This is a genomic window from Streptomyces sp. NPDC054849 (assembly GCF_053610945.1).
Window position 1 is genome coordinate 1 of sequence record NZ_JBSGZI010000026.1, and the last position, 15152, is coordinate 15152.

Annotated in this window: 13 protein-coding genes; 3 read left to right on the plus strand and 10 right to left on the minus strand. The window is 72.0% G+C overall.

Annotated elements, in window-relative coordinates:
* Positions 1-59: 59 nt before the first annotated feature.
* Positions 60-617, minus strand: coding sequence for a LysM peptidoglycan-binding domain-containing protein (locus ACWGIF_RS14405; protein WP_453496184.1), 558 nt, complete (start codon positions 615-617; stop codon positions 60-62).
* 208 nt (positions 618-825) lie between these two features.
* Between ACWGIF_RS14405 and ACWGIF_RS14410 the strand changes: the two genes are divergently transcribed.
* Positions 826-1755 (plus strand): hypothetical protein, encoded by a 930-nt coding sequence (locus ACWGIF_RS14410; protein WP_453496187.1) that lies wholly within the window; start codon positions 826-828, stop codon positions 1753-1755.
* 88 nt (positions 1756-1843) lie between these two features.
* Positions 1844-2017 (plus strand): hypothetical protein, encoded by a 174-nt coding sequence (locus tag ACWGIF_RS14415; RefSeq protein ID WP_453496190.1) that lies wholly within the window; start codon positions 1844-1846, stop codon positions 2015-2017.
* A gap of 75 nt (positions 2018-2092) precedes the next feature.
* Here the strand turns inward: ACWGIF_RS14415 and ACWGIF_RS14420 are convergent, their stop codons facing one another.
* Positions 2093-5275: an AfsR/SARP family transcriptional regulator gene (locus tag ACWGIF_RS14420; protein WP_453496192.1), complete on the minus strand. Its 3183-nt coding sequence runs from the start codon at positions 5273-5275 to the stop codon at positions 2093-2095.
* A gap of 223 nt (positions 5276-5498) precedes the next feature.
* Between ACWGIF_RS14420 and ACWGIF_RS14425 the strand changes: the two genes are divergently transcribed.
* The gene (locus ACWGIF_RS14425) at positions 5499-6947 is read left to right on the plus strand and encodes an NB-ARC domain-containing protein (protein WP_453496195.1); all 1449 of its coding nucleotides are present in this window, start codon (positions 5499-5501) and stop codon (positions 6945-6947) included.
* An 18-nt stretch (positions 6948-6965) separates the two neighbouring features.
* On the opposite strand, the gene ACWGIF_RS14430 is transcribed toward ACWGIF_RS14425, so the two are convergent.
* Genes ACWGIF_RS14430 through ACWGIF_RS14465 form a run of 8 tightly spaced genes read right to left on the minus strand, consistent with a single transcriptional unit; the run spans position 6966 to position 15151 of the window.
* Positions 6966-7952 (minus strand): MmcQ/YjbR family DNA-binding protein, encoded by a 987-nt coding sequence (locus tag ACWGIF_RS14430; RefSeq protein ID WP_453496198.1) that lies wholly within the window; start codon positions 7950-7952, stop codon positions 6966-6968.
* Between the two features lie 29 nt (positions 7953-7981).
* On the minus strand, positions 7982-9127 hold the full coding sequence (locus ACWGIF_RS14435; RefSeq protein WP_453496201.1) for an NAD(P)/FAD-dependent oxidoreductase: 1146 nt from the start codon (positions 9125-9127) through the stop codon (positions 7982-7984).
* Positions 9128-9163: 36 nt separating this feature from the next.
* Positions 9164-10426, minus strand: a complete 1263-nt coding sequence (locus ACWGIF_RS14440) for an ATP-grasp domain-containing protein (RefSeq protein ID WP_453496204.1) — start codon at positions 10424-10426, stop codon at positions 9164-9166.
* 5 nt (positions 10427-10431) lie between these two features.
* Positions 10432-10935: a YbaK/EbsC family protein gene (locus ACWGIF_RS14445; RefSeq protein WP_453496207.1), complete on the minus strand. Its 504-nt coding sequence runs from the start codon at positions 10933-10935 to the stop codon at positions 10432-10434.
* Positions 10935-12752, minus strand: a complete 1818-nt coding sequence (locus tag ACWGIF_RS14450) for an ABC transporter substrate-binding protein (protein ID WP_453496210.1) — start codon at positions 12750-12752, stop codon at positions 10935-10937. Before ACWGIF_RS14450 ends, ACWGIF_RS14445 begins: the two co-directional genes overlap by 1 nt.
* On the minus strand, positions 12749-13084 hold the full coding sequence (locus tag ACWGIF_RS14455; protein ID WP_326589113.1) for a hypothetical protein: 336 nt from the start codon (positions 13082-13084) through the stop codon (positions 12749-12751). The genes ACWGIF_RS14450 and ACWGIF_RS14455 overlap by 4 nt, the downstream gene beginning before the upstream one ends.
* Positions 13081-13905, minus strand: a complete 825-nt coding sequence (gene ddaH / locus ACWGIF_RS14460; RefSeq protein ID WP_453496213.1) for a dimethylargininase — start codon at positions 13903-13905, stop codon at positions 13081-13083. The genes ACWGIF_RS14455 and ddaH overlap by 4 nt, the downstream gene beginning before the upstream one ends.
* The gene (locus ACWGIF_RS14465) at positions 13898-15151 is read right to left on the minus strand and encodes an ATP-grasp domain-containing protein (RefSeq protein ID WP_453496216.1); all 1254 of its coding nucleotides are present in this window, start codon (positions 15149-15151) and stop codon (positions 13898-13900) included. Before ACWGIF_RS14465 ends, ddaH begins: the two co-directional genes overlap by 8 nt.
* Between the last annotated feature and the right edge of the window lies 1 nt (position 15152).

Sequence of the window (15152 nt, forward strand, 5' to 3'; positions counted from 1 at the left end):
CCTTCCGCGTGGCGGGTCCGCCGCGGGCCCAGCCCGTGTCAGCAGCCGGGGAGCGAGCGTCAGCCGGGGAGGGTGAGGACCGTGCCCGGGCGGAGGAGGTCCGGGTTGGAGCCGACCACGCCCTGGTTCATGGCGTAGAGCTCGCGCCAGCGGGCTTCGTTGCCCAGCTCGCGACGGGCGATCGCGGCGAGCGAGTCGCCGGGCTTGACGGTGTACGTGCGCTTCTCCGCGGTGGCCGGCGGCTTGCGCACCGGGGCCGCCGGCACGGCCTTGTGCGCGGCCGAGTGCGGCGTGGGGGTGTGTACGGCTCCCGGCGCCGTGAAGGAGACGGGGGGCTTCGGCGTCGCGGGCGCCCCGGGGGTGGCGGGCGGCCTGGGGGTGGCGGGCACGGCCTTGTGCGCGGCGGACGAGGGCGTCGGGGTCGCGGGGGCGGGCTTGGGCGGTGCCGAGGCCGCCATCCGATCGGCGGCGGCCCGGGTGGCGGCGGCGGCATCGGCCGCCGAACTCCCGGGAGGCGTCCCCCGCGCGGCCGCCTGCTCCTGCACCTGCTGCTTCACCTTCTCGGCGGCCTCGTCCGCCTTCTTCTTGTCGGACTTCAGGAAGTCGAAGAGTCCCATGTGTGTACGCCTCCGGTGTCGACGCCTCCGGCGTGAGGGTGCCCCCTGGGCTCGGTGCCTTCCCCCACTGTCGGACACCGGGCGCCGGGAGGCCCAGCGACGGGGCCGTCCGGGGGATGCAAGGCCTGTACACCTATCCGGTACCGCAGCGGGAAGGGACCGGGAAGCCCGGGCGACAGCATCGAGGGACACGATGGAGGAGAATGCTGTGATCATCAGACAGGCCGCGGAACGGGTAGTGCTGGTCAGGCCCGGACCCGGACTCGTGAGAGCCGCGGTCGTGGCGGGCCTGGACGTCTGGGTGGTGTCGGATCTCGGACCGTGGCCACCGGACGCGCGGCTCCCGGCCGGACTGCCCCCGCAGCGACTCCTTCGGGTGGACTTCGACGATGCGGACGCGCTGCGCGCCCTGCTGACGGACACGGCCCTCAAGCACGGGATCGGGCACATCCTGTACCTCGCGAGCGATCTGGAGAAGGGTCTCGGATCCGGGTCGGCGGCCGCCGCCGAGGAGGTCCTGCGGGAACTCTCCGCGAGCCGGGAGCAGCCTGCGGGCGGGCTGCCGGACGTCGTGACGATCCGGCGCATCCTCAATCAGAGCCGGACCTCGGCGGTCCGCGCCGAGGAAGCGCGGTCCGTCGCCGAGGCCCGCGCTCTGGCGGAGGACTTCCCGCTGCCTGTGGTCATCAAGTCGGCGGATAAGAGCGGCTGTTGGTGGACCGTACCGGTGCACGACCGGCCCGGACTCGACCGGTGGACCGAACAGGCCGTCACCGCGCGGCACTCGGCCCCGTATCTGGTCGAAGAGCTCCTGACGGGAGCCAAGTTCCACGTGGAGACCCTCACGGTCGACGGCATGCACCTGGTCGCCGACATCACCCCCGAGGGGAACGCGGCACCGCTCCGCGACGCGGAGCAGGCCGGGATCCGCGCGACGGTGCGCGCCCTGCTGGATCTCGCGGGGTACGAATCGGGCACCACGCGGACGGACGTGCTGGTCAGCGCGCGCGGATCGCGGATCGCGGCGGCACGGGAACCGGACCGGGAACGGGGCGGGGAACGGGACCGGGAACGGGGCGGGAACGGCGGTTCCCAGGCCACGGCCACGAGCGGTATCGAGAGGGGAACGGACCGGTAAGGCCCTCGGCCAGTCTTTGTCTTGTCGAGAGCGGCCACCGCACCACACGGGAACCGCACACCGGGTACGCAACCAGGGGGTTCAACACATGCGCAGCAAGCTGGCCGGACTGATCGGGATCTTCGCCACGACCCTGGCGATCGCCGTCGGTGTGACGGTCTCCTCGGTGGACGCCGGTCAGCCCTCCGGCTACCAGGTGGTCGCGGACAACAAGGGTCCGGGGGCCCCCTCCCCGGTTCCCTCCCCGGTCCCCGCCCCGTAAGCCGGCCGTTCGCCGCGCAGGACGTGAATGTGCCCCGCACCGGAGATCCGGTGCGGGGCACATCCGCGTACGGGGTCAGTTCGCCCGGCGGTGCGGCGGCAGGCCCATGTACTCGAATAACTCCTCCGCTGCGGCGCGGTGGCCGGCCGCCGCCTCCGCATCACCGAGCGCTTCGGCCGCCCGGGCCAGCCCCACCAGCGCGAACGCCTCCTCCGAGCGGAAACTCATCGGCGCCGCGATCTTGTAGGCGTGGGCGTGCAGGGCCAGCGCCTCCTCGTACTCCCCCCACGTCATGTGGAGCTGGCCGAGGACGTTCTCGACCTTCGCCAGCCGGATCGGGGCACCGCTCGTGCGGCCGAGGACCAGGGCGCGCTCGGCGAACGCGCGCGCCTGCGAGCCGTCGCCCCGCTGCTCCGCGACCCGGGCGGACAGCGCGAACACGAGGGCGACGTCCCCGGGCGACCTGGTCTCGTCACACAGGTCGCGGGCCCGCTTCAGGCTCTCGTGGGCGTCCCCGTCCTCGCCGAGACCCACATGGGCGAAGGCCAGATCGGTGAGGGCCATGATGTCGTTGACGGGGTCGTGGCCGACCTCGAGCGCCTGGCGGGCGGCGGCGGCAGCTTCCGGGTAGCGGCCCCACCGCTCGTACAGCGTGCTGAGGATGGTCAGGCTTTCGGCCTCCGCGCGCGGGTTGCCCAGTTCCCGGGCCATGGCGACGGCCCGCTCCAGAAGGGGCAGCGCCTCTTCGTACCTCCCGAGCATCGACATCAGCAGCCCGATGGTCGACTCGCTGTGCGCCTCGGTGTGCCGGTCCCCGGCGCGCACCGCGGTGTCGCGCGCCTCCGTGGCCACCTCCAGCCCTTCCTCGAAGCGGCCGAGCTTCCAGCAGGCGGCGCCCAGATTGGCCAGGCTGATGCCCAGGAGCGCCGGATCGTCGAGCCGGCGGGCGGCCGCGACCGCGAGGTGCCCGACGCTCCAGAACTCGTCGAGCTGGCCGTGCGCGTGCAGGTGGAAGCCGACGTTGCGGCTCAGACAGGCCGCGTACCGGTCGTGACCGCACCGCTCGGCGAGCGACACGGCCGCCAGGAGCCCCGCCTGTTCCCGGTCGAACCAGGTCACGGCCTGGTCGGCGTTCCTGAAGGACGGCCGCTCACCCTGGTAGGGCGGGATACCGGTGGGCCGTCGCTCACGGCCGGGGAACATCATCTCGCACGCCGCGTTCGAGGTCGTCAGGTAGTAGCCGAGCAGCCGCTCGACCGCCGCCGCGTCGTCGGCCGCCGTCGCCGGGCCGCGCAGGCTCTGGGCGAAACTGCGCACCAGGTCGTGGAAGGTGTAGAGGCCGATGTCGGGCTGCTGCACGAGATGGACGTCGAGCAGGAACTCCAGGGCGTCCTCGGCGTCACGGACGGCCGTGCCGAGGAGCGCCGCCGCCGAGTGGACGTCCGTACCGGCGCACGGGTAGAGGCTCAGGATGCGGAACGCGGTCCGGTACTCCTCGTCCATCGCCAGGTACGACAGGCGCAGGGTCGCCGCGACGCTGCGCTCGCCCGAGCTCAGCTCGTCCATCCGGCGCGTCTCGTCGCGCAGCCGCTCGACCAGGTAACGCACCGTCCAACGAGGCCTGTTGCGCAGCCGTGCGGTGGCGATCCGCAAGGCCAGCGGCAGGTGGCCGCACAGCTCGGCCAGTTCGGCGGACGCCTCCGGTTCTGCGCCCACCCGGTTCGTGCCGAGCGTCTCGGTCATCAGGCTGGTGCTGTCCTCGGGCTCCATCATCCCGATGGACACCCACTCGACGCCGTCGAGGTCCAGCAGCCGCCCCCGGCTCGTAATCAGCACCAGACATCCGGGCGAGGCCGGCAGCAGGGGCCGGATCTGCGCCGCGTCGACCGCGTTGTCGCACAGGAGCAGCATGCGCCGGCCGTCCAGCTTCGAGCGCCACAGGCCGGTACGGCCCTCCAGGTCCTCGGGGATGAGGTCGCCCGGAGTCCCGACGGTCCGCAGCAGGCTGTCGAGCGCGGCGGCGGGCGTCACGGGCTGGCGGCCCGGGGTGAATCCGTGCAGGTCGATGTGGAGCTGCCCGTCGGGATACCGGGCGGCCAGGTGGTGGGCGGCGCGGACCGCCAGGGTGGTCTTGCCCATGCCGCCCATGCCGTCGATGGCGACGATCCGGGAGTGCCGCTCGCCGTTTCGGCCCTCGTCCTGGGCGTAGTCGAACAGCTCGGCCAGTTCCTTGGCGCGGCCGGTGAAGTCGGGCAGGTCGTACGGCAGGGTGCACGGGGCGTCGCCGGGTGCGGGAGCCGCGCCCCCCGGCGACGACTGCGTCTGCGTCTGGGACTGCGACTGCGGCTGCGGCTGCGGCTGCTCGGGAACCGGCTCTGCGAGGGCCGTGGGCTCGGAGGCCGCGGCCTCCGGGACCGGGTGCACGGGAACCACCGGCTCGGGCACCGGCCGTACGGGGGCGGCCGGTTCGGGGTCCGGTCGGACGGGCGCGGGCCGTTCGGGCGTGGCCAGTTCGGGGCTGTCCCGCAGGATCGCCTCGTACAGCCTGGCCAGCCGGGGTCCCGGATCGATCCCGAGTTCGTCCACGAGGAGCCCGCGGACCTCTCCGTACTCCTTGAGCGCCTCGGCCTGCCGCCCCGAGCGGTACAGGGCGAGCATCAGCTGGCCGCGCAGCGTCTCCCGCAGAGGGTGCCGGGTGATCAGTTCGCGCAGTCCGGCGATGAGTTCACCGCTCTCGCCCAGCGCGAGGCACAGGTCGAAGAACTGCTCGGCGGCGGCAAGCCGGCGTTCCTCCAGCGCCGTCGCCGCGGCCTCGATCACCGGTCCGCCCACGCCCGACAGGACGGAGCCCCGCCACAGCGCGAGCGCGGCCCTCAGCAGATCGGCGGCCTCGGACTGCCGGCCCGCCCTCAGGGACCGGGCCGCGTCCTTGGTCAGTGCATCGAACTGCAGCAGGTCGACCTGGTCGTCCGCCACCACCACGCGGTATCCGGGCCCGTCGGTGACGATCACCCCGGTCCCGTCCGGTATGCGCCGCCGCAGGTCGGCGACGGCCTTGCGGACCTGGTGGGCCGCGGTCACCGGCGGGTCGTTCTCCCAGGTCGCCTCCACGAGCCGGGCGACGGGCACCACCCGGCCGGCTTCGAGGAGCAACATGCACAGGACCCGTTCCTGGATCGCTCCCCCCAGCCGCAGCCGTTTCTCCCCGACCCAGCCCTCAAGTGACCCGAGCACGTTGAACCGCGTCCTGTCCCCCACAGGATCCACGCTCCGTCTCTCCCCGGAATCCGAATCCGCCCCCGGCATCGGGCATCCACCCCCAAGTGAACAGGGCCCCTGGCCAGGCCATGTCACCCGGATCATAGGGGTTCCCCCTAGCGCGCGGTAAGCATCCGGTAGCAGATCAGGAAGGGCGACATCGACAGTTCATGGGCAGGCCGCAGCAGGCAGCACACAGAGCGAGTGCCAAAGGAGCAGAGTCGTGGGAAGACTGGAGAGACCGCTGGCCCCCGATGCCGGACCAGTCACCGCGTTCGCCCGGGAGTTGCGCAGGCTGCGGGCAGCGGCCGGCAGTCCCGGCTATCGCGACATGGCCACACGCGCCATGTTCTCCGCCTCGGTACTGTCCGACGCGGCCGCCGGCTACCGCCTCCCGACCCTTCAGGTGGCCCTCGCCTTCGCGGAGGCCTGCGGTGGGGACCGCGCCAGCTGGGAGCGCCGCTGGCACGAGGCGGCGCGCGCCGAGGGCGATGACGGAACGGCCCGCCCCGCGGCCAAGGCCGTCCAGCAGCACCAGGAGAACGAGCTGCGCGCCGCCGACGTGCGCGCCGTCCTGCCGCCGCCCGCCCAGCTGCCGATGGAGCCCCACCCGCTGGTGGGACGGGGTGCACTGCTCCGGCAGGCCAGGGCCATGACCGCCCCTTCGTACGGCGAACGGGGCCCCGTCGCACCGCTGGTGATCAGCGGTCAGGTCGGTGCGGGCAAGAGCGCCTTCGCCCTGCGGCTCGCCCACGAACTCGCCGTGAACCTGCCCGACGGACAGCTCTACGCGAACCTGGACCCGGCCGCGGACGGACGCAAGGACGCCGCCGGGATCGCGGGCGGCTTCCTGGAGGCGCTCGGCATCCCCGCCGACCGCATCCCGAACGACCCGGGGCAGCGGATCGGCCTGTACCGCTCACTGCTCAACCGGCGTCGGCTGCTCGTGGTGCTGGACGGCGTGCAGCACGAGCGCCAGGTACGGGACCTGCTCGTCGCGGCGCCCGAGAGCCGCATCGTCATCACCAGCCGCTCCCGGCTGCTGGGCCTCGACGGAATTGGCCGAATCCGGTTGCCCGCCCTGGACCGAGACGAGTCGATGGAGCTGCTCGCGCAGCTGCTGGGCGGCGACCGGGTCGGCACCGAGCCGCGCGCCTGCCTGCGCCTCGCCGAGGCCTGCGGGGACCTGCCGCTGGCGCTGAACCTGGCCGGCCGGCGCATCGCGGCCCGGCCCGAGTGGATGCTCCAGGACGCCGTCGCCGAACTGCTCGGTGACGGACGGCAGGAGCCCGGCCGGTTCCTGGGACGGCTGCAGGTCGGGGACGACGCCCTGAGCGCCCGCCTCGACGGCGCCTACCGGCTGCTGAGCCCGTGGGCCCGGCTGATGCTGCGCCAGTTCGCCGGCTCGGACAACCCGCCCTCCGTGGACAACGTCGTGTACGAGTCCGCGGACGCGCTCGCCGTCCTGGTGGAGCGGTCCGCCCAGCCGGTGGAGGACCTCCTCGAACGGCTCCTCGACGCGGGCCTGGTCGACCACTCCGACCTGCCGGGGCAGTACGGACTGACGCCGATGGCCCGGGCGTTCGCGCTGGCCCAGCCGGATCCCACGGAGGAGGCACCGGCGCACGCGGCCCGCCCCGAGGCGCACGCGCAGGCGCGGCTCCCGCGGTAGTCCCGGCCGCCCGCGGGTTCACGTCTTCCTCGCCTCGTAGGTGATCGTGAGATAGAGGTGTTCGTCGAGGATCTTCGACAGGGGTACGTCGGGCCGGCCGAGACGGGCGCACAGGGCCGCCTCGGGCGGACCGCCGGCCTCGGCGAGCGCCGCACGCGCCCAGCTCCGGCCGATCTGCAGGTGGCGGCCGAAAGCGGCCCCGTCCCGTTTCCCGTGGAGGCGGTCGGCGATGGCCGCGTCCCAGGGCATGACCGAGGCGGGGCGCATGGCGTACAGCGCCTTGGAGGCGGCGGTCGGGCCGAGGCTGCGGCGGCCGATCGGCAGAGCCGCCAGTTCCTCGTAGGCCCGGGCGAACCGGGCGATGTCGCGCGGCGTGAGCTCGGCCAGCGGTGCGTCCGGCAGCAGGTGTCGCCCCCACCACGCGGCGAGCCCCGCGCCGAACAGGTCGGGCTCGCCCTCGCGCGGATAGCGGATCCGGCAGCCCCAGGAATTCAGCCAGCGGTGCAGGGCCGTGCGGTGCCCGGCGTCGGAGAGGTCGAGGGCTCCCGCCGTCTCCTCGCGCAGCGCCAGCCAGCTGCGGTCCACGTCGGCGAAGCCGTTGAACACATCGGCCGACGCCTCCAGTTCGGCCAGGGACGGGGCCGGCGCAGGGGCCGGGGCGGCGGGCGGGTCCAGGTGCTCGCGGGCGACGCGGGCCGGCACCACCATCCGCCAGGCCTCGGTCACCAGCTCCGTCAGCTCGTCCGGGTCCAGGGCCGCGAGTTTGGCCTGCGCCCAGTGGAACCGTAGATCGGACGCACGGGGCAGGAAGAACTTCTCCGGCTCGGCGGCGACGAGCGCCTCCCGCTCCTCCTTGGGGAAGGCGAAGCCCAGTTCGCTCTCGTCCCGGGAGAGCGCCAGATAGACGATCTTGCCGATCCGGAACTTCACCCGGTCCCGGACGAGGTGCTCCTCGGTCCTCGGCAGGGCGAGCGCGAGCCGCCGTACGTCGTGCACCGTGACCACGGTGTCCTCCTCCACTCCCGGCCGCCGGCTCACAGACCCGCGAGTTGCGGGGCATGGACGTCCAGCGGTGGCCCGTCGAGCGCACCGAGGCCGATCAGCGACGGACTCCTGCCGGTCAGCCGGTCGGCCAGCGACCGCGCGATGAGCGGCGCGAACTTGAAGGATGTGCCACCACAGGCCGCGTACGCGTATCCCGCGCCGCCGAGGGAGACCAGCAGCGGGCCGCCGGTCTCGGTGAAGGACGTGTAGTAGGCGTCCTTCGCGGCGGTGACCCAGGCCGGGCCGAAGCCGGGCAGCAGGTCGCCGAACTCCTTCTCCAGCCGGCGCTGCCAGTACGGGTCGGTGCCGTGGTCGGTGAGCTCGTCCACCACCCGGCAGGCGGTGGCCGAGGTGAGCTTGAGGGCCGTGCCCGCCACCGGCGGGATCAGCCAGGCTCCGCCCTTGGTGCCGAGGGCCGGGATGGCCGGGGTGGCCGCCCAGGCCTGCGCCTGGCCGCGCGGCACCCGGCAATACAGGAGGGACTGCCGGTACAGGGTCAGCCGCTCGGCGACTCCCTGCGGCAGCAGGTCCCGCGACCAGGGCCCCACCGCGACGAGCACCGCGTCTGCGCGCAGCACCCGTCCGTCCACCAGCCGTACGCTGCCGCTCTCGCCGTCCACGGCGGTCACGGCCCGGTGCTCGATCAGCTCGATGCCCCGCTGCCACTTCAGCCAGCCGACACAGGCGGCGAGGACGCGTTCGGCGAGCAGGACCCCCGCCTCGTCCTCGAGCACCGCGCCGAGACCGCCGTCCACGTGCAGGTGCGGATAGCGGTCCGAGAGGCCGGCCGCCGTCAGCTCCCTCGCGCTGCCCCCGGCGTCGCCGAGCATCGCCGCCCCGTCTGCGGCCGCCGCGGGCGGCAGGACGGTGAGGGCGCCGACCTGCTCGTAGAACCGCGTGAGGAAGAGCTCTTCCAGTTCGACCCAGCGGCGGTGCGCCCGCAGCGCGGCCGCCGTGGTCTGCGGATCCGCGGGGTGCAGGGCCCGCAGGATCCGGTGCTGGTCGAAAGAGGTGGCTCTGCTGTGCGGAATGGGGCCTTGGTCCACGACCGTGACCGTGTGTCCTTCGAGCACGCACTCGACTGCCGTGAGCAGGGCGATCACACCGCCGCCCACTACCGTCACCTTCGCCGACATCACACACCTCCTTTCAGTTTTCCGATGACCGACGGGTCAGCTGTCCAGGACGATCGTGGTCAGTGCTTCCGCCTTGGCGAGGGACTCCTCGCAGCTCAGCAGGTCCTCGCCGGCGCAGATCACGTTGGCGTACCGGCTGAGGTATCCCTCCGGCGGCAGCAGCAGCGAGGCGCCGGGCCGGACCATGACGTTCGCCTCCAACAGCCCCGGGCTGTCCGGGACGGAGGGCACGTCGACCGAGCGGACAGTGCCGTTCCGGGTCGGGTAGAGGAAGCGGATGCCCACCGTGCGGGCCCTGGCCGGCGTCCGTTCGGGACGGGTGCCGGTCGCCACCTCCACGGCCACCTCTCCCGGCTCGATCCCGGTGGCGAGACTGCCGAGGTACGGGATGAGGTCGCCGCCCAGCCGGGCGTTCACCTCGATGATCACCGGGCCTCGGGAGGTCAGCTTCACCTCCGTGTGGGTGATCCCGTAGCCGACTCCCAGCGCGCGGTGGGCGTCCTTGAGGACACCGAGCAGCTCCTCGTCGGCCAGCAGCGGATCGGTGGCGCTGACGATGTGCCCGGTCTCCTCGAAGTAGGGCTCCAGGCCCACTTCCTTGTGCGCGAGGAAGAGCGGGGTCCAGCCGCCGTCGAAGACCACTCCGTCGATGCTGATCTCGGGGCCCATGACGCATTCCTCGACCAGCACCCCGCCCTCGTAGGCGCTGTTCCCGCCGTGGCTGGCGGTGTCCGCGACCTCGAAGGCCGCGCGGACCGCCTCGGGTCCGTCGACCCGGATGACGCCGATGCTCGCCCCCATGCCACGCGGCTTGAGCACGACCGGGTAGCCGAAGGAGTCGGCCGCCGCGAGCGCCTCCTCGGCGTCGGTCACATAGGCGAAGTGCGGCTGGGGCAGCCCGGCGGCGGTCAGCAGCTGCCGGGTGTTGTGCTTGTTGCGGCAGTTGTCCGCGCCCCGCGAGGTCAGCCCGGGCAGTCCGAGCCGTTCGGCTATGAGCGCGGTGGTCACCACGAGGGTCTCGTCATAGCTGAACACCCCCACCACCCGGTGCTCGGCGGCCACCGCCTCGGCGGCCGCGATCAGCGCCTCCTGGTCGGGCACCAGGCGTTCGCGGTCGAGCAGTTCGACGGTGGTGGAGCCGATGACGTAGTCCGTCTGCCAGGTCGGCGCTGCCGCGTCCAGGATCCAGACGGGGCGTCGGCGGGACGCCCCCGCGAGCAGGTACTCGCGGTAGGCCTGCTGCCCGCTGCCGACCAGGATCACCACGCCGTCATCGGTCGTGTGGGCGTCTTCAGTCATGTTCGTCACCTCGCGGAGTGGGTCAGGACCCGGTCCCCGGCCGCCGCGATCGCCGCGACCTGCGGCGTGGCGATGGCGAGGTAGTCGGGGGTGGACAGGGCCACGGAGCGGTCCAGGCGGGCCGCGTTGAAGTAGATCTCTTCGGTGAGGATCAGACCCTCGTCGACGACGAGGTGCAGATCGGGATGGAAGCTCAGCGGCATCACCGTGCCGCAGACGCTGCCGGCCAGCCGCTCGGCGATTTCGGGGGTGGCGAAGGCCGTGCGGCCCCCGCCGAACAGTGCGGCGACCGCCTCCAGGTCGACCTGCCGGTCGCCGGGCACCACCGCGAGCACGTACTTGCCGACCCGCTTGGTGATGCTGACGCGGACGATGATGCACTTGGCGGCCTGCTCCAGCGGGTGACCGCGCAGGACGCTCGCCAGGTCCGTCCGGCCCTCGGCCGGGTGGTCGATCAGGCGGTAGCGGGCCTGGTGCCCGTCGAGGAGGTCGATCAGCCGCTGGTACATCACCGCACCTCGCCGACGTAGTGCCAGTCCTCGGGGTTGATCAATCCGAAGGGGTTGACCGGGGCCACGCCCTGGAGGTTCTTGGCGACCTCCAGCAGTCGGAAGGGGAAGTTCGGCATCCAGATGACCGGGACCTGCTGTGCGATGTAGTCCTGGTAGGCGTAGAGGTCCTCCAGGTCGTCGCTGACCACCGTGCGGGCGATCAGCTCGTCCGCCTTCGGGTCGCTGTAGCTGCCGAAGTTGACCGAGGAACCCGTCGAGTAGAGGGCCTCGCCGGTCGGGTAGAAGCCGGGGCCGTAGCCCCACCCGCCGTTCCAGTCGCTGAACTCCCACAGGCAGGGGCTGTCGGGGCCCGGCGTGCAGGTGGTGTCCTCCAGGACCAGGACGCTCGCCTCGACCTCGGTCAGCACGATCTCGATCCCGGCCTCGGCGGCGTCGGCGGCGAACTTGCGCATGACCTCGGTCAGCGTCTCGTGCCCCTTGGCGTACCGCATCGAGAACCGCAGCGGGGTGCCGGCGGGAATGCCCTCGCCCGCCTCACCCGGTCCGGTGCCCTCCCGGACGCAGACGCCCGGGGTGGAGCCGATGTCCCAGCCGTTCTCGCTCAGGAAGCGGCGGGCCGCGCCGACGTCGAAGGGGTACGGGTCCCCGTGCGCGGCGGGCGAGAGCAGCGGGCTGTCCGGCAGCGCCGGGATGGGCCCGGTGGTCGGGTAGCCGTACCCCTTGTAGACGTCGCGGATGGCGCCCCGGGAGTCGAGGCAGGACTGCAGGGCCTGGCGGAAGTAGAGCTGCTTGAAGATCTTTCCGGCGACCGTCGGGTTGTTGAAGTTGATCGGGAAGTAATGGATCTTGTAAGTGAGCTGGGGCACGAGGTCGTAGTGCTCGCCGAGCGGGTTGGGCCCGCCGAGCTGCGGGTCCTCGGCCGGCTCGGTGACCTCGTCGAAGGGCAGGAACCCGATCTGCACGCCGTCGGCCGCGTCCGGGCCGCGGCGGAGCATCTCGTACTGCTCGGTGTCCGAGGCGGTGGGCACCAGCCGGAACTCGTCCAGGTAGGGCTTGTTGGGGCCGGAGTAACTTTCGTTGGGCACCAGGACGGCCTCGCCCGAGACGCCGTCGATGGTGTAACTGCTCAGCTTCCAGGGTCCGTTGACAACACTCCAGACGGGGCTGGTGTCCCAGCTCTTGCGCTCGTCGTTGCAGGCCCGAAGGTAGGCGTAGACAGCGGAGGCCTGGGCCGGGTCGTGCGTGGCGTCGGCCGGCCGGTCGTCGCCGGTGCGGTCCCAGGCCCTGGGCAGCGGGGTGATGGTGCTGAACTGGTTCATCAGCACCCAGTTGTGCGAGTAGGCGCGGTCGAAGGTGAAGCTGACCTTGTCCTCGGCGACCTTCTCGTAGCCGGCCAGGTTGTCCGGGAAGAAGCCCGGCGTGTAGCCGCCGAAGCTGTCCTTCTCGGCCTCCAGGAGGTGCATCCACAGCATCACGTTGTCGGCGTTGACCGTCTCGCCGTTCGACCACCGGTAGGGCTTGACCGTGATCGTCGCCGTGAGGCCGTCCTCGCTCCACACCGGGGGCTCGGCGAGGCTGCGCTCGTAGTCGACCGTCGGCTGCCCGCCGCTGCCGTACCAGTACAGCGGGCGGTACATCAGCGTCTGGAACTCGTGCAGGTTGGCCACCCCGTAGTACTCGCCGGGGGTGAACGGGAAGATGAAGACCGGGCTGAAGCCACTGGTACAGGCCCAGGTCACGCTGCCCCCGCGGAGCGCGGTCGTGGTCGTCGTGGTCGTCGTCGTGGTCGTCGTCGTGGTCGTGGTCGTGGTCATCTCGGTACCTCCTCCAGTGCGGATTCGCCGCTGTCCGCATGGGCTCCGTAGCGCTCCCAGCGCTCGTTGAGCCGGATCCGTCCGTCGTCCAGGAACTCGGGGGTGCTCCAGCACCGCCCGGCGACCACCTCGCCGTCCGCGAGGACCATCGTGTAGGCGAATTCGAGGTTCCCGTCGGGCTCCACGCGCCCGTTCAGCGAGCCCCGGCGGACCGGGCCTCCGTCGAAGTCCGCCCAGAGCAGGTCGCCTTCCTGCCGGTAGTGGCCGACGGGGGCGTCCTGGTCGGACGGGTAGCCGGTGTTGCGGAAACTTCTGCCGTCGTAGTCGATCACCGGTGTCGTATCTCCTGAGTGCAGCATTTGACCGCGCCGCCGGCCTTCAGCAGTTCCGACATGTCCACGCCGTGCGGCTCGAAGCCGCGGGCGCGCAGCTCGTCGATCAGGTGCGTGGCGGTCTCCGTGATGACCACGTTCAGTCCGTCGCTCACCGCGTTCAGACCGAAGGCCTCGGCGTCGTCCCGGGTGGCGAGGATCGCGTCCGGGTACAGCTCCCGCAGCACCTCCTGGCTCTCGTCGGAGAACGCGGCGGGGTAGTACGCCACCAGGTCGTCGTCGAGAACGCAGAGCGCGGTGTCCAGGTGGTAGAAGCGGGGGTCGATCAGCTCCAGGCCGACCACCGGCAGACCGAAGAACGCACCCAGCTCCTCGTGCGCCACGGGGTCGCTGCGGAATCCCGCGCCGGCCAGGACGCGCCGGCCGGCCGGGGCGAAGTCCCCCTCGCCCTCGTTGACGTGCTCCGGGACGAGCACCTCGGTGTAGCCGTGGCCCTCGAACCAGGACCGGTACGCATCGGCCTCGGCGGCCCGCTCCCGGTGGCGGAACTTCGCGATCAGCACCTTGTCGTCGATCACCGTGGCGCCGTTGGCGGAGAACACCATGTCCGGCAGGCCCTCGACCGGGTCGATGTACGAGACCTCGTGTCCGAAGCCGAGATACAGGTCCCGGATCCGCTCCCACTGGGCCAGCGCCAGCCCGGCGTCCATCGGCTTGTCCGGGTTCATCCACGGGTTGATCGCGTAGCTCACCTCGAAGTGGGTGGGCCGGCACATCAGGTAGTGCCGCTTCGTGGACCGCCGCTTCGTGGACTCAGCCATGCTCCGGCCTCATCTCCGTACGGATGCGGGTGGCCAGGACGTGGGCCGTGGTCAGCGCCTCCGTCAGGGAGGTGCCGGTGGCCCCGAGGAAGCCGAGGATGGTGTTGCCCGCCGGCGGCCGCTTGACGACGGTCCCCGGCCCGGCCGTGATCTTGAGGAAGAACACCGCGGGGTCCTCGGTGACATCGGCCGGCACCTCGATCGACTCGACCGTGCCCGCCCCGCTGATCAGGCACATCGCGGCGGTGTGCACGGACGTCGGCGAGTAGTGCGAGACGTCGGGCCGGGTGCCCCGGGCCACGTCCACCACGCACTGGATGGGGTCGTGGCCGGCGCTGATCCGCGCCATGTGGTCGAGCCCGCCGCCGCCGGGACGGATCGCGATCTCCAGGATGAACGGCTTGCCCTGGTGGAACCTCACCTCGGCGTGCAGCACGGACCGGCGCAGTCCCTGGGCGTGCGCCGCGTCCCGGACCACCGCGTGGACGGCGGCCACCTGCTCGGGGGTCAGGGAGCTCGGCGCGTGGTGGACGTCGTCGTCGAAGGTCCCGCTCTCGACGGTGATCCGGTCCACGATGGAGCCGAGGTACACCTCGTCGTCCCAGGCCAGCGCCTCGATGAGGTGCTCGTGCCCGTCGAGGTAGCCCTCGACGATGATCCCGTTCGGCCCCAGGTCCAGGCCGTCCGCCTCCATCAGCGCCCAGGTCATGGTCTCGATGCCCCGGGTGGCGTCCTCGAAGCGGGCCCGCATCTCCTCGGCGTCGTCGACCTTGAACACGAAGTTGCTGGCCGCGCCCAGCGTGGGCTTGAGGATCAGCGGGTAACCCAGCTCCGCGCCGGCGGCCAGCGCGGCCTCGACGTCGGGGGCGTGGCGGAAGCCGGGGTGCGCCGCGCCGCCGCGCTCGTGCGCCTGGCGCATCAGCAGCTTGTTACGGCTGGTCCGGGCGGCTTCGAACCCGATGGTCGGCAGTCCCAGCGCGTCGGCGACGACCGCCACCGTGACCACCCCGGACTCCGAGAAGGTCAGGACCCCCTCGAACTCCTCCTCCGCGTGCCAGACCTTGGCGGCCGTGACGATGTCCTCGATGTGCTTGGATCCGGCGATCCGGTACCGCTCCGCGTCCCAGAAGTCCTCGGTGCCCATCCCGTTGAGCACGTAGACCTGTGCTCCGCGGTCCTGGATCTGCTGGTAGCGGGAGATGTAGTAGGTGGCGTTCTGGCTGGCTTCGATGGCGAGCAGCTTCATC